This is a genomic window from Pigmentiphaga daeguensis (assembly GCF_039523035.1).
GTDB classification, from domain to species: Bacteria; Pseudomonadota; Gammaproteobacteria; order Burkholderiales; family Burkholderiaceae_B; genus Pigmentiphaga; species Pigmentiphaga daeguensis.
Genome location: NZ_BAAAEN010000005.1, coordinates 12707 through 34410, shown reverse-complemented (window position 1 = coordinate 34410; position 21704 = coordinate 12707). Strand labels below are relative to the sequence as shown.

General features: G+C 68.7%; 22 protein-coding genes. 15 read left to right on the top strand and 7 right to left on the bottom strand.

Features of this window, described 5'->3' with window-relative positions; translation table 11 throughout:
- Window positions 1–24: 24 nt before the first annotated feature.
- The 13 genes from gspK to ABD104_RS08365 all read left to right on the top strand — a co-directional run bounded on the left by gspK (window position 25) and on the right by ABD104_RS08365 (window position 13827).
- Window positions 25–984 (top strand): type II secretion system minor pseudopilin GspK, encoded by a 960-nt coding sequence (gene gspK, locus ABD104_RS08425; RefSeq protein ID WP_343927375.1) that lies wholly within the window; start codon window positions 25–27, stop codon window positions 982–984.
- On the top strand, window positions 981–2384 hold the full coding sequence (gene gspL, locus ABD104_RS08420; RefSeq protein WP_343927374.1) for a type II secretion system protein GspL: 1404 nt from the start codon (window positions 981–983) through the stop codon (window positions 2382–2384). Before gspK ends, gspL begins: the two co-directional genes overlap by 4 nt.
- Window positions 2381–2962 (top strand): type II secretion system protein GspM, encoded by a 582-nt coding sequence (gene gspM, locus ABD104_RS08415; RefSeq protein WP_087838398.1) that lies wholly within the window; start codon window positions 2381–2383, stop codon window positions 2960–2962. Before gspL ends, gspM begins: the two co-directional genes overlap by 4 nt.
- Window positions 2962–3705 carry a type II secretion system protein N gene (gene gspN / locus ABD104_RS08410; RefSeq protein ID WP_343927373.1) on the top strand — a complete coding sequence of 248 codons (744 nt, stop codon included), beginning with the start codon at window positions 2962–2964 and terminating at the stop codon, window positions 3703–3705. Before gspM ends, gspN begins: the two co-directional genes overlap by 1 nt.
- Window positions 3706–3709: 4 nt before the next feature.
- A complete protein-coding gene (gene gspD, locus ABD104_RS08405) occupies window positions 3710–6214 on the top strand; it encodes a type II secretion system secretin GspD (RefSeq protein ID WP_243724516.1) in 2505 nt (834 codons plus the stop codon).
- The gene (gene gspE, locus ABD104_RS08400) at window positions 6211–7635 is read left to right on the top strand and encodes a type II secretion system ATPase GspE (protein WP_087838400.1); all 1425 of its coding nucleotides are present in this window, start codon (window positions 6211–6213) and stop codon (window positions 7633–7635) included. Before gspD ends, gspE begins: the two co-directional genes overlap by 4 nt.
- 14 nt (window positions 7636–7649) lie before the next feature.
- Window positions 7650–8864: a type II secretion system inner membrane protein GspF gene (gspF, locus tag ABD104_RS08395; protein WP_087838401.1), complete on the top strand. Its 1215-nt coding sequence runs from the start codon at window positions 7650–7652 to the stop codon at window positions 8862–8864.
- 51 nt (window positions 8865–8915) lie between these two features.
- Window positions 8916–9452: a MarR family winged helix-turn-helix transcriptional regulator gene (locus tag ABD104_RS08390; RefSeq protein WP_087838402.1), complete on the top strand. Its 537-nt coding sequence runs from the start codon at window positions 8916–8918 to the stop codon at window positions 9450–9452.
- 161 nt (window positions 9453–9613) lie between these two features.
- Complete coding sequence (locus tag ABD104_RS08385) at window positions 9614–10570, top strand: fumarylacetoacetate hydrolase family protein (protein ID WP_087838403.1); 957 nt, start codon at window positions 9614–9616, stop codon at window positions 10568–10570.
- A gap of 29 nt (window positions 10571–10599) precedes the next feature.
- Window positions 10600–11127, top strand: coding sequence for a VOC family protein (locus ABD104_RS08380; RefSeq protein WP_087838404.1), 528 nt, complete (start codon window positions 10600–10602; stop codon window positions 11125–11127).
- Window positions 11128–11170: 43 nt separating this feature from the next.
- A complete protein-coding gene (locus ABD104_RS08375; RefSeq protein WP_343927372.1) occupies window positions 11171–12232 on the top strand; it encodes an amidohydrolase family protein in 1062 nt (353 codons plus the stop codon).
- 1 nt (window position 12233) lies between these two features.
- Window positions 12234–13196, top strand: coding sequence for a Bug family tripartite tricarboxylate transporter substrate binding protein (locus tag ABD104_RS08370; RefSeq protein WP_343927371.1), 963 nt, complete (start codon window positions 12234–12236; stop codon window positions 13194–13196).
- Window positions 13197–13326: 130 nt separating this feature from the next.
- A complete protein-coding gene (locus ABD104_RS08365) occupies window positions 13327–13827 on the top strand; it encodes a glutathione peroxidase (RefSeq protein ID WP_279814460.1) in 501 nt (166 codons plus the stop codon).
- A gap of 10 nt (window positions 13828–13837) precedes the next feature.
- Here the strand turns inward: ABD104_RS08365 and ABD104_RS08360 are convergent, their stop codons facing one another.
- From ABD104_RS08360 to ABD104_RS08335, 6 genes are read right to left on the bottom strand one after another with little or no spacing between them, the layout of a single operon-like run.
- Window positions 13838–14767: a LysR family transcriptional regulator gene (locus ABD104_RS08360; protein WP_338617242.1), complete on the bottom strand. Its 930-nt coding sequence runs from the start codon at window positions 14765–14767 to the stop codon at window positions 13838–13840.
- A gap of 51 nt (window positions 14768–14818) precedes the next feature.
- Entirely contained in the window at window positions 14819–15721 is a 903-nt protein-coding gene (locus ABD104_RS08355; RefSeq protein WP_087838408.1) for a polysaccharide deacetylase family protein, read from the bottom strand.
- A complete protein-coding gene (locus ABD104_RS08350; protein WP_343927370.1) occupies window positions 15718–16425 on the bottom strand; it encodes an isochorismatase family protein in 708 nt (235 codons plus the stop codon). The genes ABD104_RS08355 and ABD104_RS08350 overlap by 4 nt, the downstream gene beginning before the upstream one ends.
- Before the next feature lie 13 nt (window positions 16426–16438).
- Window positions 16439–18061 carry an FAD-dependent monooxygenase gene (locus tag ABD104_RS08345; RefSeq protein WP_343927369.1) on the bottom strand — a complete coding sequence of 541 codons (1623 nt, stop codon included), beginning with the start codon at window positions 18059–18061 and terminating at the stop codon, window positions 16439–16441.
- A 4-nt stretch (window positions 18062–18065) separates the two neighbouring features.
- Window positions 18066–19058, bottom strand: coding sequence for a Bug family tripartite tricarboxylate transporter substrate binding protein (locus ABD104_RS08340; protein WP_165963153.1), 993 nt, complete (start codon window positions 19056–19058; stop codon window positions 18066–18068).
- Window positions 19059–19101: 43 nt separating this feature from the next.
- A complete protein-coding gene (locus tag ABD104_RS08335; RefSeq protein ID WP_087838412.1) occupies window positions 19102–19869 on the bottom strand; it encodes a maleate cis-trans isomerase family protein in 768 nt (255 codons plus the stop codon).
- Between the two features lie 158 nt (window positions 19870–20027).
- On the opposite strand from ABD104_RS08335, the gene ABD104_RS08330 reads away from it, so the two are divergent.
- Window positions 20028–20405 carry a RidA family protein gene (locus tag ABD104_RS08330; protein WP_087779920.1) on the top strand — a complete coding sequence of 126 codons (378 nt, stop codon included), beginning with the start codon at window positions 20028–20030 and terminating at the stop codon, window positions 20403–20405.
- A gap of 6 nt (window positions 20406–20411) precedes the next feature.
- On the opposite strand, the gene ABD104_RS08325 is transcribed toward ABD104_RS08330, so the two are convergent.
- Window positions 20412–20885: an Lrp/AsnC family transcriptional regulator gene (locus ABD104_RS08325; protein WP_087838498.1), complete on the bottom strand. Its 474-nt coding sequence runs from the start codon at window positions 20883–20885 to the stop codon at window positions 20412–20414.
- Between the two features lie 161 nt (window positions 20886–21046).
- Between ABD104_RS08325 and kynB the strand changes: the two genes are divergently transcribed.
- On the top strand, window positions 21047–21673 hold the full coding sequence (gene kynB / locus ABD104_RS08320) for an arylformamidase (protein ID WP_176400701.1): 627 nt from the start codon (window positions 21047–21049) through the stop codon (window positions 21671–21673).
- Window positions 21674–21704 lie beyond the last annotated feature (31 nt).

The window sequence follows — 21704 nt, the reverse complement described above, 5'->3', positions numbered from 1 at the left end:
CGCGCCAGGCGCCGGCAGCGCGGCATGGCGGTAATCAGCGCGCTGCTGATCGTGGCCGCCGTGGCCGTGCTGGTAACCGGCCTTTTCCAGCGCCAGGCGGCGTCGGTGCGGGCGGTCGAGAACGAACAGGCCCGCATCCAGGCCCGCTGGCTGTTGCTGGGCGGCCTGGACTGGGCACGGCTGGTCCTGCGCGAGGACGCCCGCCGCAACAACACCACGCGCCTGGGCGAGCTGTGGGCCACGCCCGTGGCCGATACCCGCATCACCCGCCCCGGGGACGACCGGGTGGCCCTGTTCTCCGGCCGCATCGAGGATGAACAGGGCAAGTACAACCTGCGCAACCTGGCCAAGGCCGGCGTGCCGCAGCCCATCGAGATCGCGGCCCTGGACCGGCTGTGCGCGATGCTGGGCCTGCCCGGCAGCCTGGCGCCGCGGATCGCCGTGCGGATCGCCAGCGCGCAGGCGGTGCCGGGCACTTCCGGGGAAACGGGTACGGGAACAGGAACGGGTACGGGCAGCGGCACGGGAACCGGCCAGAACGGGGAAGCAAGCCAGGGCCGCGGCCCTTCCGCCCCGATGATACGGACAGTGGACGACCTGGAAGGCATCACCGACGTGGACGAAAAGACCATCGAAGCCCTGCGCCCCTACGTCACGGTGCTGCCCGAAACCACCGCGGTCAATGCCAACACGGCCCCCGCCGAGGTGCTGGCGGCGGTGGTGCCGGGCCTGTCGCTGGCGCAGGCCCGCGCGCTGACCGAGCAGCGCAACGCCGGCACCTGGTTCAACGACCGTGCCGATTTCGGCAACCGCCTGGCCAATCCTGACATTACTATCAGCGACTCGCAGATCGTCACCGCCAGCAAGTGGTTCATGGTTTCCGGCACCGTGACGCTGGAGCGCGCTGCCGTCACAATGCAGGCGCTCGTCTCGCGGGCCAATGCCAATTCACCCACCGTGGTCTGGAAGAGGGAGACCAATTGAAGACAACGTTGCGGCTAGAGCTGCCCGCCCTATCCCTGCTGCATGCCGACTCGCGGGTGGCGTTCGCGCTGCTGGACCGGCAGCATGCCGTCCAGCGGACGGGCGAACTGCCGCTGGCCGAACTGGCCGCGGCCGTGCCGCCCAGCCGCGTCGAGGGCATCCTGCACCCGGCCGACAGTGTGCTGACCACCGTCACGGTGCCGCCCCTGCCCACGCACCGGCTGCAGGCCGCCGTCGCCGGAGCGGTCGAGCCCATGCTGCTGGGCGACATCGAAGGCCTGGCGGTCGCCCACGGCGCCCGCGCCGGCGATGGCTCCGTCTCCGTGGCCTGGGCGGCCCGCGAGCCGCTTGCGCGCGCCCTGCGGCTGCTGGCCGACAGCGGCCTGCCCGCCGACGCCCTGGTGCCGGCTCCGCTGGCCCTGCCGCTGACCGACACGGGCTGGACCGTGCTGGTGCGCGACGACCACGTGGTGGTGCGCACCGGTCCCCAGGCCGGCCAGGTCTGGGCCATCGACCCGTTCGCGACGACCGATGCCGATCCGGCGGTGGCGGCGCTGCTGCCCGCGCTCGAGCAGGATGCGCCCGGTGTCGTCGGCTGGATCGACCCGCAGCCCGCGGGCTGGCCCGAACTCTCGGCGACCGAGCGGCGCGCGTTGCCCACCGGGGCGCGCTGGCAGGGCGTGCTTCCGGGGTGGTCGCTGGCCCTGGCCGACCTGCAACCCCATCGCTCCGGCCGTTCGCCGTGGCGCCAGCCGGCCGCCTGGGCGGCCGGCGCGGCCGCCGTGTGGCTCGTGGGCCTGAACATCCACGCCTGGCAACTGGGCCGCGAGGAAGTCGCCCTGCGCCAGCGCATGGCCACCCAGGTCAAGACGGCGTTCCCGGACATTCCCGTGGTGCTGGATCCGCTGCGCCAGGCCGAACAGCGGCGCGATGCGTTGCGAGCCGCGGGCGGCGAATTCGGCTCATCCGATTTCCTGCCGCTGGCGCTGGCGACCACGCAACTGCTGCCGGCCGCCACGAACAACGTCGTCGCGCTGCGCTACACCCAGGGCGAACTGAAGCTGGAGCTGGTGGACGACGGCATAGGCATGGTCGCCAAGGCCGGCGCCGCGCCGCCACCGGCGCCAACGCAGCAGCAACAGGCCACGCATGGCCTGCGGCGCCTCATGCAGCGCCGGGAACAGGCCGCCACGCCCGCGCCCACGGCAGCGCCCGTGGCGAGCCGGATGGAAATCGATCCGGCCATCCTGCAGCGCGCCGAGGGCCTGGGCCTGCAGGTCACGCACGACGACGGCGTCTGGACCATCCGCTCCGCCGCCAGCGCGGGCCAGGACGGGGGCACGCGCCCGGCGCCCCAGGGCGGCGGCGTGCGCATTCAACAGGACAACCCGCGACGATGAATCTCCCCGCTTTCAAACTTTCCATGCCGCCGGCGCTGGCCCGGCTGGGCGAAGACGCCGGACGGCGCTGGGCCCGGCTCGCACCGCGCGAGCGCCGCCTGCTGAGCATCGCCGGCGCGGTGGCCGGCATCGCCCTGGTGTTCCTGCTGTTCATCGAACCCGCCTGGACCCGCGCCAACCGACTGGAAGCGCAATTGCCGCTGCTGCGCACGCAGGCGGCCCGCGTCGACGCGCTGACGACCGAGGCGCGCAGCCTGCAGCGGGTGACCAGCGGCCGGATGACGGCCGACGAAACCCGCCAGGCCCTGGCCCAGAGCCTGGAGCGCGCCGGCATCGCCGCCGAGGTCGCTCCCGCCGACGCACCGGCGGGCACCAGCGGCGATGCCTGGCAGGTCACCGTCGACCGGGTGCAGGCCGCGGGCCTGATGCAGTGGCTGGCCTCGGTGCCCGGCCGCACCCGCCTCCAACTGGCGCAAGCCGATCTCGAACGCCCCACGGACGATAACGGACGCCTGCTGACGGGCAAGGCGTCGGGCGTCCTGGTCTTCACCCCGGCCACGGCCGGACAGGGCCGCTGATGCGCACCTGGCTCAAGATCCTCCTGTGCGTCCTGGTGGCCCTGGCCGCCGCCCTGGCGGTACTGCCGGCCCGCTGGCTGATCGCGATCCTGCCCGCCCAATGGCCGGTGGCGGTGGTCGACGCCTCGGGCACCATCTGGCGCGGCAGCGCGCTGCTTGCCCTCGGTTTCCCCGAGGCCCGCAGCACCCTGCCCACGCCCGTCGAATGGAAGACGACATGGGACGGCGGCCCGGCGGTCGAGATCCGCCATCCCTGGCTGGACGGCCCGCTGGGGCTGCGCCTGCAGACCAACGGCTTCCTGCTGTCGGGCCGCACGCTGAAGCTCCCCGCCTCGACGCTGGCGCAGCTGGGCGCGCCCTTCAACACCCTGCGCCCCACCGGCGACCTGCGGCTCAAGTGGCCGTCCCTGCGGCTCAACGGCGGCATTCCGCCCGGCGAGCTCCTGGACGCCGAGTGGAGCGACGCCGGTACCGCGCTGTCGCTGCTGCGGCCCATCGGCCACTATCGCGCGCGCCTGACCGGAGAAGCCGGCGGCGCCGTCGCGCTCGCGCTGTCCACGATGTCCGGCCCCCTGACCATGGAAGGGTCCGGACGCTGGGCCGCGCGTACCGGCTTCCGCTTCAACGGGGTCGCCCGCCCCGCCCCCAATGCCTCGCCCGAGGCCCGCGCCGCGCTGCAAAGCACGCTATCGGCGCTGGGTCGCCGCTCGGGCGACGATTCCATCCTGCAAATCGGCCGCTAACATCATGCCTATGCTCAACCAAGCCCCTTTCCGCAACCGACCGGCCCCGGCACCCTTCGCCCGGACGCTGGCCGCGGCGGTCTCCTCGGCCATGCTGGCGCTGGCCGTACCGCCGGCCGGAGCGGCCGCCGCCGCAGGCCCCGCCAATGCCTCGGCGGCCGACGGCGTGGTGCTCAACTTCGTCAACACCGAGCTGGAAGCGGTGGTACGCGCGCTGGGGCAGTTCACCGGCAAGACCTTCCTGGTCGATCCGCGGGTGAAGGGCCAGCTGACACTGGTTTCCGAGAACCCCGTCAACCGCGACACGGCCTATCGCATGCTGCTGGGCGCGCTGCGCATGCAGGGCTTCGCGGTGGTGGAAGTGGATGGCGTCAGCAAGGTGGTTCCGGAAGCCGACGCCAAGCTGCAGGGCAGTCCCGTCACCAGCGGCGCCGGCGCCAACAGCGGCCAGCTCGTCACGCAGGTGTTCAAGCTCAACTACGAAAGCGCGACCAATCTCGTGCCCGTGCTGCGGCCCATGATCGCGCCGAACAACCCGATCAACGCCTACCCGGGCAACAACACGCTGGTCATCACCGACTACGCCGACAACCTCAAGCGCATCGCCAACGTCATCGCCAGCGTCGATACGCCCTCGGCCATCGCCACGGACCTGATCGAGATCAAGTACGGCATCGCCACCGACGTGGCCGCGCTGGTCACCAAGCTGCTCGACCCGGGTACCGGCGGCGACGCCACGCAGCGGATCACCGCGGTGGCGGACCCGCGCACGAACAGTGTGCTGCTGCGGGCCAGCAGCCCGGCGCGCAACAAGCTCGCGCGCGACCTGATCGCCAAGCTGGACAACCCAGCCGCCCGTGCCACGAACATGCACGTCGTCTACCTGCGCAACGCCGAAGCGGTCAAGCTGGCCGAAGTGCTGCGCGGCGTGCTGACCGGGCAGTCGGGCACCGGCACGATGGGCGGTACCGGCAGCCTGGGCGGCGGGATGAGCGGCGGCCTCGGCACGGGCCTGGGCGGCTCGACCGGCCTCTCGGGCAACAACACCTCGTCCCTCGGCAATAATTCCAATACCTCGGGCACGTCCGGCGCCCTGGGCGGCGCGACCGGGCTGGGCGGCTCCAGCACCCTGGGCAGCGGCACGACCCAGGCCGGCTCGACCGTGTTCACGGGCGGCGGCGCGACGGTGCAGGCCGACGCCACCACCAACACGCTCATCATCACCGCGCCCGAGCCGCTTTACCGCAGCCTGCGCGAGATCGTCGACCAGCTCGACGTGCGCCGCGCGCAGATCTTCGTCGAAAGCCTGATCGTCGAAGTCTCGGCCGAGACCGCCGCCGAGTTCGGCATCCAGTGGCTGACCGGGCTGGGCAACCTGAACGCGGGCAACGGCACCGCCGTGGTGGGCGGCACCAGCTTCGGCGGCACGGGTTCGAACATCATCGGCGCGGCACAGAACATAGGCTCCATCGGCAAGGGCCTGAGCATCGGCATCGCCAAGGGCTCGGTCAACATCCCGGGCATCGGCCAGGTCACCAACCTGGGCTTCCTGGCCCGTGCCCTGGAAACCCAGGCCGGCGGCAACATCCTCTCCACGCCCAATCTGCTGACCCTGGACAACGAACAGGCCAGCATCATCATCGGCCAGAACGTGCCCTTCATCACCGGCCAGTACGCGCAGACCGGCAGCACGTCCACCGTCAGCCCCTTCCAGACCATCGAGCGCAAGGACGTGGGCCTGACGCTCAAGGTCAAGCCGCAGGTATCCGAAGGCGGCACGGTGAAGATGACCATCTACCAGGAAGTCAGCAGCGTCGACGAGAGCAAGTCCAACAGCGCGGGCATCATCACCAACAAGCGCGCCATCGAATCCAACGTGCTGGTGGACGACGGCCAGATCATCGTCATCGGCGGCCTGATCCAGGACCAGGTCACCGGCAGCGTGGAAAAGGTGCCGGGGCTGGGCGACATTCCCGTGCTGGGCAACCTCTTCCGCTACGACAACCGCAAGCGCACCAAGACCAACCTCATGGTGTTCCTGCGGCCCTACGTGGTGCGCGAAGGCGGCTCGCAAAGCAGCCTGATGATCGACCGCTACGAATACATGCGCGCGCAGCAGGCCCAGGCGCAGCCCGGCTCGCACTGGCTGCTGCCCGACATGCAGGCGCCCCAGCTGCCGCCGCGCGTGCCGGGCGTGGGCGATCCGGTCCAGAGCGGCCGCGCCGGGGCGGGCAACGTGCCCCCCACGACCATTCCGCGCGACGTCTCCGCCCTGCAATCGACCGACCCGACCATCGTGCTCCAGGTATTCGGCGCGCCCTCGGAAAGCGAAGCCCAGCTGGCGGCGCGCCGGGTGGCCGACGCCGGCATGAGCGCCTACGTGGTCCACGACGACGCGCAGCGCTGGGACGTGCGCATGCGCGTGGCGCGCGACCGCGTCACGGTGGACACGACACTGGCGGCCCTGCGCGACCTGGGCTATGCCGCCGAGATCGTGACGCGGCCATGAATCCGCTGCCTTATTCGTGGGCCCGCGCCCAGCGGGCACTGCTCAGCATGCGGCCCGACGGCAACCTGCTGACGGTCAGCCCGCGCACGCCGGCCTGGGCCATCGCCGAGGTCCAGCGCCGCCATGGCGCGGTGCGCATCGCGCGGATTTCCGACGCCGAACTGGAAACCCGCCTGACCGCGGCCTACGCCGACACCGGCGACGCCGCCGCGGTGGTGGGCGCGGCCGAGAACGAGATCGACCTGGCGCGCCTGATGCAGGATATCCCCGAAGTGGAAGACCTGCTCGAAACCCAGGACGACGCGCCCGTCATCCGGATGATCAACGCGCTGTTCACCCAGGCCGCGCGCGACGGAGCGAGCGATATCCATATCGAGCCCTTCGAGACCCACTCGGTGGTGCGCTACCGCGTGGACGGGACGCTGCGCGACGTGGTCAGCCCGCGCAAGGCGCTGCACGCGGCATTGATCTCGCGCATCAAGATCATGGCCAACCTCGACATCTCGGAAAAGCGCCTGCCGCAGGATGGCCGCATCGCGCTGCGCGTGGGGGGCCGTCCCATCGACGTGCGGGTATCCACGCTGCCCACCGGGCACGGCGAACGCGCGGTGCTGCGCCTGCTGGACAAGGAAGCGGGCCGGCTCGAGCTGTCGCGCCTGGGCATGGACGCCGGATTGCTGCAACAGCTGGACCGGCTCATCCACCAGCCCCACGGCATCGTCCTGGTCACCGGCCCTACCGGCAGCGGCAAGACCACCACGCTGTACGCCGCGCTGGGCCGGCTCGATGCCTCCACCACCAACATCCTGACGGTGGAAGATCCGATCGAGTACGACCTGCCCGGCATCAGCCAGACCCAGGTCAACTCCAAGATCAGCATGAGCTTCGCGCTCGCGCTGCGCGCCATCCTGCGCCAGGATCCGGACGTGATCATGATCGGCGAGATCCGCGACCTGGAAACCGCGCAGATCGCGGTACAGGCCTCGCTGACCGGCCACCTGGTGCTGGCGACGCTGCACACCAACGACTCCGTGTCCGCGGTGACCCGCCTGACCGACATGGGCGTGGAACCCTTCCTGCTGTCGTCCTCGCTGCTGGGCGTGCTGGCACAGCGCCTCGTGCGGCGCCTGTGCCCCGACTGCAAGGCGCCGCACACCGAGCCGGACGGCCGCACGGTGTACCGGCCGGTGGGCTGCGCCACGTGCAGCCATACCGGCTACGTCGGCCGCACCGGCATCCACGAGCTCTACACCGTGGACGACACGCAGCGGCAACTGATCCATGAAGGCGCGGGCGAGCAGGAACTGCGCAGTGCCGCCCAGGCGGCCGGCATGCGCACCATGCGGCAAGACGGCGAGCGCTGGATCGATTCGGGCACGACCTCGCCTGAAGAAGTGGTGCGGGTAACACGGGATGTGTAGGAGGAAGGGCTGACATGCCTTCGTATCGCTTCGAAGCCGCCGACGCACTGGGCAAGCTCGACCGTGGGATGATCGACGCCGACAGCCCGCGCGCGGCGCGCGCCCAGTTGCGGGCGCGGGGGCTGACGCCCCTGGCCGTGGAGGAGGCCGGCGCTCAGCGCAGCAGCGGCGCAAGCCGCGGCTGGTTCGGCCCCCGCATGTCCGACTCGGAACTGGCCTGGGCGACGCGGCAACTGGCCAGCCTGCTGGCGGCCCGCCTGCCGCTGGACGCGGCGCTGACCGCGACGGCCGAACAATCCGAGAAAAAGCACGTATCCGAGGTCCTGGCCGCCGTGCGCGCCGACGTGCGGGCGGGCCACCGGCTGGCCGACGCGCTGGCCACCCGGCCGCGCGATTTTCCCGACATCTACCGCGCCCTGGTGGCGGCGGGCGAGGAGTCCGGCGACCTGGCGCACGTCATGGAGAAGCTGGCCGACTACATCGAGGAACGCAACGCCCTGCGCATCAAGGTCCTGACCGCCTTCATCTATCCCGCGGTGGTCGCCCTGGTATCGGTCGGCATCGTCATCTTCCTGCTGGGCTACGTCGTGCCGCAGGTCGTCAGCGCCTTTTCGCAGGCACGCCAGGAACTGCCCATGCTGACCCGCGTCATGCTGAGCCTGAGCGACTTCGTCCGCAGCTGGGGATGGCTGGTCGCCCTGGTCCTTGCCGCCGCGCTGACCGGCTGGCGCATGATGTTGCGCGCGCCCGCCACGCGACTGGCCTGGCACACCCGGTTGCTGAAGATGCCGCTGGCCGGCCGCTTCATCCTGGGCCTGGACGCCGCCCGCTTCGCCTCCACCCTGGCCATCCTGACCGGCAGCGGGGTACCGCTGCTGCGGGCGCTGGACGCGTCGCGCCAGACGCTGGGCAACGACCGCCTGCGGGCCAGCGTGGACGACGCCACGTCTCGCGTGCGCGAGGGCGTATCGCTGGCCTCGGCGCTGCAGGTACAGAAGACCTTTCCGCCCCTGCTGGTGCACCTGACCGCCAGCGGCGAGAAGACCGGCACCCTGCCCGAGCTGCTCGAACGCGCGGCGCAGACGCTGTCGCGCGAGGTCGAGCGCCGCGCCATGGCGTTGACGGCACTGCTCGAACCGCTGATGATCCTGCTGATGGGCGGCTTCGTGCTGCTGATCGTACTGGCGGTGTTGATGCCCATCATCGAAATCAACCAGCTCGTGCGCTAGCGCACGTTGCACCGGCGGCGCCAGCGCCGCCGGGTTCGCCGCATCCGACTCATGAAGAAACCCGCCGGCCATTCCAACGACCACCTCGAGAATTCGTTGGGATACCTGCTGCACCGCGCGGCCCACATCATCGCCGCCACCTTCGGCGACGAACTGAAGGCGGACGACATCCCGCTGTCCGTCTGGCGCGTGCTGGCCACGCTGAACGACCGCGACCACCAGTCGCTGAGCGAACTCGCCAGCCATACCGGCGCCGAACTGTCCTACCTGTCGCGCACCGTGGCGCAGGCCGAAGAGCGCGGCTTCGTCATGCGCTCGGCGCAACCGGGCGACAAGCGCGCGACCAGCGTCTCCATTACCCCCGCGGGACGGGCCATCGTCCGCAAATTCTCTCCGTTGACGCAGACCCTGCAAAAGCAGTGGCTGGCCGACATACCCGACGCCGACGTGGAAGCCACCTTCCGGACGTTGCGCGCCGTGTACCGGAACGCGGTCGCCGGCGCTTCGCCCTCTTCTCCGGTCAACCGCAAGATCACGGTGGCCCGCAGGGTCAACAAGCGCGCGACGCTCAAGGCCGACTCGCACTGACCCGCCTTTTCCCCCGGGGAATTCCCTAGGATCTTCGTCGCGCCAAAAAGGTTGTTTAAACTACCATTTAGTGATCCAATGCTTCGCATGCGCTGCGTGGGCATGACTCGTGTCGAGAACTGCTCCGTGGTTCCGATGCCATTGCTTGCCCGAGGTCCACCATGAAGCTCGTCACGATCGACGCGACCCCCGGCGGGATTGCCGGCGCCCTGCTGGAATCCGGCGAGATCCTGCACCTTGGCCGCGCGGCGGCCCCCGGCACGATAGAGGCCTGGCTGCCCGCAAGCGTGCGCGGCATCCTGCAGGCGGGCCCGGAAGGGCTGGAAGCCGTGCGCCGCCTGGTCCGCCGCGCGGAAGGGCTGGGCGCTAGCGAACGGGACCGGCTACGCAGCACGGGAGCCCTGACCGATGCATCGGCGACCCCGCTGCTGGCTCCGGTGCCTGATCCCCGTTTGATCCTTGCGGCGGGCCGCGCCTACGGCGCCCACGTCCGCGAGATGGGGGGCGGCCCGCCGCCCCATCCGACCGCCTTCCTCAAGAGTCCTGACAGCGTGGCCGGCCCCGGCGCCCGCATTCCCATCCCCGCCGGCATCGAACAGGTCGACTACGAAGGCGAACTGGCCGTCGTCTTCGGCCGCGCCTGCCACCGCGTGCGGCCGGCACAGGCGCTCGACCACGTCGCGGGTTACATGGCGGCCAACGACGTCTCGGCGCGCGACTGGATGCCGGGCGTCCAGGCCGCCCGCACCCCGGTCGAAGGACGCCAGAGCTGGGAACTCAACATCATGGGCAAGCAGTTCCCCTGCTTCACTCCCATGGGGCCGGTGCTGGCCACGAGCGACGCAGTCGGCGATCCGTCGTCGTTGCAGCTCGTCACCCGGCTCAACGGCCGCGTCATGCAATCGACCAGCGTCGGCGACCTGATCCATCCCATCGCCGAGACCATCGCCTACTTCTCGCAGTGGTACCGGTTCCAGCCCGGCGACGTGCTGCTGACCGGCACCCCGGCCGGCGTCGGCTTCGGCCGCGACCCGCAGGTCTTCATGCACCCGGGCGACCAGGTCGAGGTCGAGATCGCCGGCATCGGCACTTTGCGCAACGACATCGCGGCCGCCTGACGCATCCGCGACAAGAGAGGAGACCAGACATGAACATCGAAAGCATCGTCCCGGCGCCGGCCCATGCCGGGTCGGTCGTCAGGCCCTATGTGCTGTCCCATGGCACCCTGGAGTGCTATGACATCGAGAAATCCAGGCGCTTCTATGAAGAATTCCTGGGACTCGAATGCGTGCACCATGCCTCGCGCGGACTGTCCATCCGCTGCGGCCTGAAGTTCCACATCGTCTGCCTGGAAGTGGGAGAACGCCTGAAGCCCGTCAGCGTCTTCAACCACTGGGGCCTGGACGTCGCCACCCCGGCGCAAGTCGACGCTGCCTGGGAAGCCGCCAGGGCGCTCCAGGAAAAGTACGAGATCCGGCAGGTCCTGTCGGTCAAGAGCCAGCACGGCGTGTACTCGTTCTACCTGGAAGACCTCGACCATAACTGGTGGGAGATCCAGCATTACGACGGCTTCCAGCACGACGACGTCTTCGCCGCGGGCGATCGCCACAGCATGGCCGACCGCCCTTCCCAACGCCGGCTGCGCCAGGGCATCGACGCCACGCGCACGGACTGAGCGCCGGCCAGTTCCTCCAACGACAATCACCAGCGAGACACCGATGAACGACGACCTGCCCGTGCTCGACGCATTCACCCATCTCATGCCTCCCGCCTACCTGCGCGAGGTGGAGCGGCTTTCGACCAACCGCGACATCGCCAAGCGCCTGGGCACCGTGCCCATGCTCCATGACGTGCCCCGCCGCATCGAGATGATGAAGGGCTTCGGCGACTACCGGCAGGTGATCTCGCTGTCCCAACCTTCGGCCGACAACGTCCTGGGGCCGGAGGCCTCGCCCGCCCTCGCCCGGCTGGGCAACGACGGCCTGGCCGAGATCGTCGACCGCCACCGCTCCTACTTCCCGGCCTTCGTCGCGAGCCTGCCCTTGAACGACATCGAGGCGGCGCTGGAAGAATTCGACCGCGCCGTGCTCGAGCTGGGCGCCGCCGGTATCCAGATCGAGACCAACATACACGGCGCGCCGCTGGACCATCCGAGCTTCCTGCCCCTGTTCGAGCGCGCCGTCCACCACGACGTGCCGATCTGGATGCATCCCCACCGCGGCGCCGGCTACGCGGACTATCCGACGGAAGGCAAATCCCGCTTCGAGATCTGGCAGGTGCTGGGCTGGCCCTACGAAACCAGCGTGGCGATGGCGCGTCTGGTGTTCTCGGGGCTGATGACGCGCCTGCCCACGCTGAAGATCATCACTCATCACCTGGGCGGCATGATTCCCTACTTCGAAGGCCGCGTCGGCACGCTATGGGACCAGATCGGCGTGCGCACCGCGGACGAGGACCTCGGCTACATCAAGGACATGCTCGGCGATCGCCCCGTCGACTGTTTCCGCCGGTTCTACGGCGACACGGCCGTGGGCGGCTCGGCCTCCTCCATACGCTGCGGACTGGACTTCTTCGGCAACGACCATGTGGTGTTCGCCAGCGACTGCCCGTTCGATCCCGAAGGAGGCCCGGGCTTCATCCGCGACACACTGCGCGCCATCCGGTCCCTGGCGCTGCCCGCCGACGCCCATCGCAAGATCTGCCATGACAACATCGCCGGGCTGATAGGCCTCGCGCCCGAGACCGCGCCCGCGGCAGCCACCAGCGTCCAGGAGGCCTGACATGAAACGCTTCGGAATCATGCTCACCGCCGTGCTGGCCGCCTTGACGGGTGGCGCGGGCGCGCAGACCTTTCCCACGCGACCCGTCACCGTCGTCGTACCCTATACCCCCGGCGCCGGAGGGGATTTCGTCGCCCGCAAGCTGGCCCCGGAAATGGCGCGTGTCCTGGGCCAGCCCGTGGTGGTCGAGAACCGCGTCGGCGCAAGCGGCACCATTGGAACGTCCGGCGTGGCGAAGGCGCCTCCCGATGGGCACACCCTGCTCTCGACCGCCGACACCATCACCATGCTTCCGTACCTGTACAAAAGCGTCACCTTCTCGCCTTCAAAGGACTTCGCGCCGGTGGCCATGGTCGCGACCGGCACGTGGGCGCTGGCCGTCACGCCTTCGCTACCCGCGCACTCGCTGGCCGAACTCGTCGAACTGGCCAAGAAGCGTCCCGGCGGACTGTCCTATGCCTCGCCCGGGCTCGGGACGCCACACTACTTCCTGATGGAACTGTTCAAGCAGACCGCCAGGATCGACATGCTGCACGTCCCCTACAAGGGCATGTCGGGACTCGTCACCGACCTGATCGGCGGACAGGTGCAGGCCGCGCTGCTGTCCCTGAACGTGGCGCTGCCCCACGTGGCGGCGGGCAAGCTGCGGCTCGTCGCCGTCATCGCCGACCACCGCTCGCCGCTGGCGCCCGCCATACCCACCTTGCAGGAAGCCGGCTACGCCAACTTCCCGTTCGCGCCCTGGATAGGCCTGCTCGCTCCCGCCGGCACTCCACGGCCCGTCGTCGAGCGTCTGCACCGCGCCGTCGGGCAGGCCCTCGCCTCGGCAGAAATCCGCGAATCGCTGCACCAGCAGGGGCTGGAAGTCGCCCTGAGTTCCCCCGAAGAACTGGGCACGCGCATCCGCGCCGACATGGAACGGTGGAAGGCATTGGTCGAACGCTCCGGCGTCGAGCCCGAATGAGCGCGCGACCCGGCGAAGGGCAGCGCTTCCGGCGGAGTTGACGGCGGGGCGGCAGGCGCCTGATGATGCGCGGTGAAACGGCGCGCCGCCCCAACCGGGCGCGCCCCCGCCACTCACCCAGGGACACGCCATGACGACCATCTACGATTTTTCCGCCACGGACATCGAAGGCCGCGACGTACCGCTCGAGCGCTTTCGCGGCAAGGTGCTGCTGGTGGTGAACGTGGCCTCGCAATGCGGATTCACCCCCCAGTACGCGGGCCTGGAAGCCATGTACCGCGCCTACCGCGAACGCGGCCTGGAAATCCTGGGCTTCCCCTGCGACCAGTTCGGCCACCAGGAGCCGGGCAGCAACGAGAGCATCCGGGACTTCTGCAAGCTCAACTACGACGTGACCTTCCCGATGTTCGCCAAGATCGACGTCAATGGCGACGGGGCCCATCCGCTCTACCGCTGGCTGAAAAGCGCCAAGCCCGGCCTGCTGGGCACCGGCGCCATCAAGTGGAACTTCACCAAGTTCCTGGTCGATCGAACCGGCGTGCCCATCGCCCGCTACGCGCCCACGGACAAGCCGGAATCGATCGGACCGGATGTCGAGGCGGCGCTGGGCTCCGGTCCGGCTTCGTCCTGACCGGCCACGATCAATCCCGCGCCTCGGCGTCCCTGCCTGGAATCTCCACCCCCGGGATACCCGCCAGGATCTCCGACAGGATATCGATGAACCCGTGAACCGGTGCGGAGAGCGTCTTGTGGCGCTGCCAGGCCACGACCACCTTGCGCCTGATGACCGGCTCGACCAGGGCCACGCTGCGCAGGGCTCCCCCGAACAACTCCGACGACAAGGCCATGGGCGGAATGATGGACAGCCACCCCGGCCTGAGCGTGACGTGCAACAGGCTCTGCAAGGAGTCGATTTCCAATTGCGGCCGCAAGACCAGTCCTTGCAGGCCGAACTGGGCGTCGATCAGGTTGCGCATGGACTTGTAGCGCGACGGCAGCACCAGCTGGAACCCGGCCAATTCATTTCCCCGCACGTGGTCCCGGTCCGCGAGGGTACTCCGATGACCGACCACCACCAGGGCTTCGGTGGAAATATCCCGGGTCTGCATGTTGAGCAGGTCCTGCGTCGTGCTGAGCAGCGCGCACTCCAGGTCGCCGGAGATCAGCCAACTGATCAGGTCGCTGCGGTAGCCGTCGCGGGACAAGAATTCGACCGCCGGATGGCGCTCGCGGAACGCCTCCAGCGCCCGCGCCATCACGAACTGGTGAAACGACGCCTGGGCGCCGATCCGGATCTTGCCGCTGAACCGGTCCGCGCCGCTCGCCAATACCGCTCCCGCGCGTTCGAGTTCCGTCAGCACGCGGATGCAATGCCGGTAGAACTCGTGCGCCAGGGGATAGGGCGTCACGCCATGCGGGTCCCGGCTGAACAGTTGCACATCGTGATGTGCCTCCAGCCGCTTGATCTGCTGGCTGATCGCGGGCTGGACGACGTGCAGCCGGCGGGCTGCGCGCGTGATGCTGCCCTCTTCATAAAGCGCGACGAAGCAGCGTATCTGGCGTATGTCCATGCTGGGCACCCGGACAGGGAGTGATGCGCGCTTGGGGCCCGGGCATCCCGTTCAGCGGCTGGGAACGACACCCGGCGGCAGGCTCGCGACGTGCTCGGCGATCGCTCCGGGCGTCGTCAGCCATACCCGGTGGCGCTGCGAGGCGATATGGGACAGGATCCGCCGCAATTGCCTGATGCGATGGGGCTGTCCGGTCAGGAACGTATGCAGCGACAGGCAATATACCATCGGGTATTGCGCCGATTCCTGGAGCTGTTCGTCGAACGCATCGATGGCCATGCGCGTGAACTCCTCGTCGCTCGCTCCCCGGTTCACGTAGGCGGGCAGATCGTTGAGTTCCATCGACGGATAGGGCACCGCGAGAATGGGTCCATGCTTGGTGCGGAACCACATGGGCTGGTCGTCGAACCACCAGTCGAGCATGTATTTCCATCCCAATTCCTTGAGCAGTTCCGGCGTGTTCGGGCTCTGCGAGATGAACGGTCCCAGCCATCCGGCCGGCGCCTTGCCCTCATGCCGCTCGAACAGCGACTTGACCTCGCCCAGCATGGTCCGCTCGGCGTCCGGCGCCATGTCGGCCTGGCGCTCGGAGTTCGTGCGCCCGTGTCCGACCATCTCGTCGCCACGCTGCCGGCATGCCTCCAGTACCTCCGGGCAGACGTCGTAGACCGATCCGTTGGCCAGCACCGCCAAGGGAAATCCGAACGACTCGAATTCCCGCAGGATGCGCCACACCCCCACGCGATTGCCGTAGTCGCGATAAGCGTATCCGCGGTGGTAGGGAGCGGATGGCATGGAGGTGAAATCGTTGCCGGGATTGCGCCCGAACTCGAAGCCCTCGATGTTGAGGGCGAAATAGACCGCCAGCCGCTTCCCCTCCGGCCAGTCGTAGACCGGCCGGGTGACGATGGCGCTGTAATCGTAGCGATCGTTGCCGTGTTCGAATTTCTTCACTTCCCATCCTCCTCTGCCACCGCCGGCGCCAAGCCTTCGAGCGCCGCCAGCAGTGTCCTGGTATCCATCACGTCCGCGTACTTCTCCGCCATGTCGTAAAGATTGACGGCATGCGAGGCCTGGTTCCGGTCGTAAACCGCGTCCGAAGGCACGGCGACTCGATAGTTGTAGGAAAACGCGTCCACCACGCTGCTGCGCACGCAGCCCGACGTCGCGCAACCCGTCACCACCAGGGTGTCGGCACCGGTATTGACCAGGTAGCTGGCCAGCGGAGTGCCGAAGAACGCACTGGGATGTTTCTTGGGCAGCAACACGTCGCCCGGACGAGGCGCGATGGACGCCACGAACTCGTAGCCCTTGGCCGGGATCTGCATCATGGTCGGCACCTTCTCCGTCAGCCGGCCCTGGTCGAAGCCGAACTTGGGCGCGACGTGGGGATACAGCACCGGCCAGTTCCTCGCGCGAAACAGCGCCAGCAATTCGGCGATGTGCTCGATGGCCCGCCACGCCGTATTACCGCAGGAAGTGGCGAACTCCTGCACGGCCTGCTCGAACGGCATCGGCCTCGTCCCGGCCGTGCGGTATTGCACGTCGATGATCAACAGCGCCGGCCGTCGGCCCAGGCCCGACGGCCGGCCAAACCCGGCCAAGCGGGAAGCGGCCCGGTCTCGTTCGGGGATGAGCTGGTCCCATATTTCCGACATGTCGCTTTCCTCCTCAACGCGCACCGCGCACGATATCGACGATCCGGGCCGCGTCGCGGGCCTCGGCACCTCGCCACGCCACGTGGCCATCGGGGCGCACCAGCACCAAGGGCGCGCCATACGCCCGGGCCGCTTGCCCGGATTCGATCCGGTGCACCGCCAGCGGCATCCCCCTGCGATCCGCTTCGCGCACGAACCGGGCCGCCTCGGCCATGGCCCCGTCGCCGAATGCCAGCAGCGTGAATCCCCTGCCAAAAAGATCGAGTGTCGACCGCCCCGGTTCAAGCCAGGCGTGCGGCGCGCGCGCCCCCGGGCGTGCGGTCTGCTCGTAGCGCGAGTATTCGTCGGGAACCGGCGGCGTGCCGTCCGCCACGCACAGCGGCGATTCGTCGTAGCGGTATCCCATCTGCAACCCCCACGACTGCCACTCGTACTGCGTGGCGCGCTTCATCTGCTCGCCGATCTCGCGGCGCGCCGCCTCCGCCTGCGCCGTGTCCTCCAGCAGGTACTCGCAGCGGGGCGGCGACACCCAGGTCTTGTAGTTGTGGGTCGAGTAGGCGGCATTGCGCACCGCTACCGGCTGGCGCTCCTGCGTGTAGGCCGGCAGCAGGGCCGGCCCGCCCCACCCCTCGATCATCGCCTGCAGCTTCCACCCCAGGTCCGCCACGTCGCCCAGGCCCGTGTTCATGCCCATGCCACCGGTGGGCGACATCGTGTGCACGGCATCGCCGGCCAGCAGCACCCGTCCCCGCCCGTAGCTCCCGGCCACCAGTTCGGCCCGCTTCCACGGCAGGATGGACACCACCTCGAACGCGATCCGGTCCGTACCCAGCGCGCGCTGCACCCAGGCTCTGGCATCGAAGGCTTCCATGTCGAACTTCGCCGCCGTGCCATACACGGTCAGCCGCCACACATCGCGCCCATCGATCACCGTGACGTTGCCCCAGGTTCCCTCCGGCCCGATCAACAGGAACCGCTCGGCGGCCTGCTTGCCGCACTGCTCCAGCAGCCCCGGGCAGGAGAACAGCACGCTCATCGAATAGTTCAGGTGGCCCCGGCCTTCCATCTCGATGCCGAGACCGGTCCGGATCGTGCTGCCCGCGCCATCGCATCCGACCAGATAGTCGGCCCGGATAGCCAGGGGCGCGTTCCGGCGCAGGTCCGTGGCGCGGATCAGGACGTGTTCCGCATCCTGCTCGAAGCCGTCGACCCGCGTCTCGACCCGGATCGTGCCGCGGCCGCTGTCCCACAGCGCCCTCTTCAAGACCGGATCGAGCCAGTGCTGCGGGCAGCGTTGCTTCTTCTCCGGCGACCACTCGGGCAGCGGCATGGCTGCCAGCGCGGGATACTCGTCCCTGGCCAGCGTATGGCCGGCCAGGCTGGTGCAGAACTCGATGGAAAGCGCGAAATCGCCGGGAAACCCGCTTTCCCGGACAGCTTGCGCGATTCCCCAGCGCCGGAAGAGCTCCATGGTCCGCACGGAAACGAACCCCGCTCGCGGATGGGTCACGTGCCCGTCTTCCTTTTCCAGCACCATCGCGTCGATACCCCGCCACGCGAGATCCAACGCCAGGGACAAGCCCACCGGACCGGCACCGACGATCGCCACCGGGGTGGACAACACTTCTTCAGTCATACAGTCACTCCACCGAGACCTTTGCATCCGTCACCACCTGCTTCCACTTCCTGCCTTCGGCTACCACCGCCGCCGAAAACTGGTCCGGCGTCTCGTCCACGGGCATATAGCCGAGCCTGGCGATTTCCGCCCGCACCGACGGCTGCTGACTGGCGTGGCGGAACGCAGTATTCAACTTGGCCAGCACACCCGCGGGAATCCCCTTGGGGGCCACCAGCCCGAACCATTCGAGCGACTCGAACCCGGGATATCCGCTCTCGGCAAAAGTCGGCAGATCGGGAACCAGCGGATTGCGCTCCAGGCTGGAAATGGCGATGGGGCGCAAGCCCCCGTCCTGCATGTGAGGCAGCATGTGTCCCAGCGCGATGAACGCCATGTCCAGGTGATCGCCGGTCAGGTCCGTCAGCACTTGCGCGTTGCCCTTGTAGGGGATATGGATCATGTCGATTCCGGCGCGCGCCTTGAACAGCTCGCCGGTCAGGTGGATGATCGATCCCACGCCCGCGGAGCCGAAGCTCAGCCTGCCCGGCCTGGCCTTGGCCAATGCCACGACGTCCGCGACCGTCCGCACGGGCAGCTTGCTGTTGACCGCCAATACCAATGGCCCGCGCACGGCCCGGCTGACCGGCTGGAAAGAAGCAAGCGGGTCGTAGGGCAGCGAGGCATACAGCGATGGCGCGACCGCCAGTGTGCTGGTGCCGCCCCACAGCAGCGTGTAGCCGTCGGCCGCCGCGCGGGCCGCCTGACCACCTCCCAAGGTGCCGCCAGCGCCCGGCCGGTTGTCCACCACGACGGTCTGGCCCAGCTCCGGGGCAATGGCCCGCGCGAAAATGCGGGCGGTGACATCGGTGGGCCCGCCCGCCGCGAACGGCACGATCAGCGTGACGGGACGGCTGGGATAGTCAGCCGCCCAGGCCGTGGACAACACCGCCGCGGACAGTGCCCAGGCCAGCACGATACGGGCGTGACGTCGCCACGCTTGTCTGGAAGCGTTCATGTGATTCTCCTGAAATTGCGCGGTCGCCGCCGCGCCGTGAAAACTAGACGGGAATCCGGCCTGCCCATCCGCCATAGAGCGGCTCGCCCACACGCTCCGGGGCCAGGTAGGCCTCGCCGCCGGCCTCCCTCACCATGGCCCAGGCCAGGCACAGGTTGGAAGACACGACAGGCTTGCCTGTCGTGGACGAGACTTCGACCAGGGCCCTGAGCGTCGGCATGCCGGTCCCCGTGAACATGATGGCGTCGGCATCCTGCCAGCGCAGCCGGCTGAACGAAGACATCACCAGGGGAGTCGTGATGCCGTAGATATCGCGCGTGTCGCTGGTGTCCAGCGACACCGAGGCACAATCGACGACGTCCAGGCCCACGGCTTCCCAATAGCGTTTGCTGGCCTCGACCAGGAACGGCGGATAAGGCGCGAAAAGGGCGACCCGCCTTGCGCCGAGGTGATCCAGGGCCCGCCGCAGCGCCTGCGCCGAGGAAATGACGGGATAGCCGAAGCGCGCCGACGCAGCATCCAGCGCCCGCCGCTCCTCATCCGCGCCCACCAAATACGAGCTACCGGTGCAGGCATAGCCCAGCACATCCAGCCTGGCGCTGTCGTAGCTCTCCAGGCTGGACGGCAGATTGATCAGGTAATCGATCAGCCGCTGGCGCGAATCCGTGCGGCTGCCTTGCAGACGAGTGACAAGCATCGAGAATCCGGCAGGCAGCAGGGCCGCCAGTTCGGGCTCGACCACGGGGTTCGCCTGCGGAACCGCCACGCCCAGCACCGCACCATTGCCATACTCGCGTACCACGTCGCTCATGACATTCCTTCGTTCCAGAGTCGAAGAAATTATCTGCAGGCGACGCCATCGGGACAATTAACTTTGGTTGATGGGGGGTATCACGCAGCACCCCACCCTGGGCAAGCCTCCCGTTTCATGGGAGCATCTGCGCTTTCCGTCAGAAAGCGAGCAACAGCATGAAAGAAGTCATCGACGTCGGCCTGCCCGATGTGGGCCAGCCTTTTTCCTGGGCGGTGCGCAGCGGCGGGATCCTGTTCACCTCGCAAGGTCCGGTGCGCAAGGACGGCAGCATCGACACCGGCCCGATCGAGGACCAGGCCCGCCTGACCTTCCGCAACCTGCAATCGGCGGTCGAGGCCGCGGGCGGCACGCTGGACGATGTCACGCAGGTGCTGATCTACATGACCGACGTCAACGACATGAAGGCCATCGACGCGGTCTACCGCGAGTTCTTCACCGCGCCCTACCCCAGCCGCTCCAGCGCGGCCGTCGCCGCCCTGGTCGTGCCGGGCATGAAGGTGGAGATCGTGGCGTTCGGGGTGGTCAACAAGTAGCGGGGATCACTCCCGGTCCAGCACCTCGAAGGGCGAGGCCGAGCGCTTGATGTAGCCCAGCACGATGTTGGACTCGATGTCGCGCACGCCGGGCGCGCGATACAGGCGGTTGACGATGAAGTCGGAGTAGTGGCTGACGTCCCGCGCCCTGACCACCAGCATGTAGTTGGCCCCGCCCGTGACGATGCGGGCGGACAGCACCTCCGGCCAGTCCTTGATGGCGGCCACGAAGGCTTCGTGCCATCCCTCCACCTCGTGACGCATGGACACGTGCACCACGGCCTCGACTTCCAGGCCCAGCTTGGCGTAGTCCAGCACGCAGCTGTAGCCCTGGATGATGCCCGCTTCCTCCAGCAGTTTCACGCGCCGCAGGCAGGCCGATGGCGACAGCGAGACCTGGGCCGCCAGGTCCTGGTTGCTGATGCGGCCGTCGCGTTGCAGGCACTCGACGATGCGCATGTCGAGGCGGTCCAATTTTATTCGCATTAGATTTCAACTTTCTTTTCGAATTTCGAATTTTATTTGAATTCAGCCTTGCACGGCCGTCGAAAATGCCAGCACATTCGACGGCCGCTTCGATAAGATTCCGCTTGAACACACGGCGTTGCGGCCCGCGCACGCCGCCCCCTAGCCGCGACGCCATGCCCCTGATAGACATCAGCCCCCCGCTTTCCCCCGCGACCCCGGTCTGGCCGGGCGACACGCCGTTCCAGCAGGCCGAGGTCTGGCGCATGGAAGGCGCCTGTCCGGTCAACGTGGGACGCGTCACGCTGTCGCCGCACACCGGCGCCCATGCCGACGCGCCGCTGCACTACGCGCGCGATGGCGTGCCCATCGGCGCCGTGCCGCTCGATACCTACCTCGGCCCTGCCCGTGTCATCCACTGCCTGGGCGCCGGTCCGCTGGTGGAACCACGCCACATCGAACACGCGCTGGCCGATGTGCCGCCGCGTGTCCTGCTGCGCACCTACGCCCGCAATCCGGTCGAGCGCTGGGACAGCGGCTTTTGCGCGATCGCGCCTGCCGCCATCGCGCTGCTTGCGCGGCATGGCGTGCGGCTGGTCGGCATCGACACCCCCTCGATCGACCCGCAGGAATCCAAGACCATGGACGCGCACCGCGCGGTGCATGCCGCGGGCATGGCCATCCTCGAGGGCCTGGTGCTGGACCAGGCGCCCGAGGGCGACTACGAATTGATTGCCCTGCCGCTGCGCTTCGCCACGCTGGACGCGAGTCCCGTGCGCGCGGTGCTGCGGCCGCTGCGCTGATCCTCCCATCCCGTTTCAACGACCCATCGTC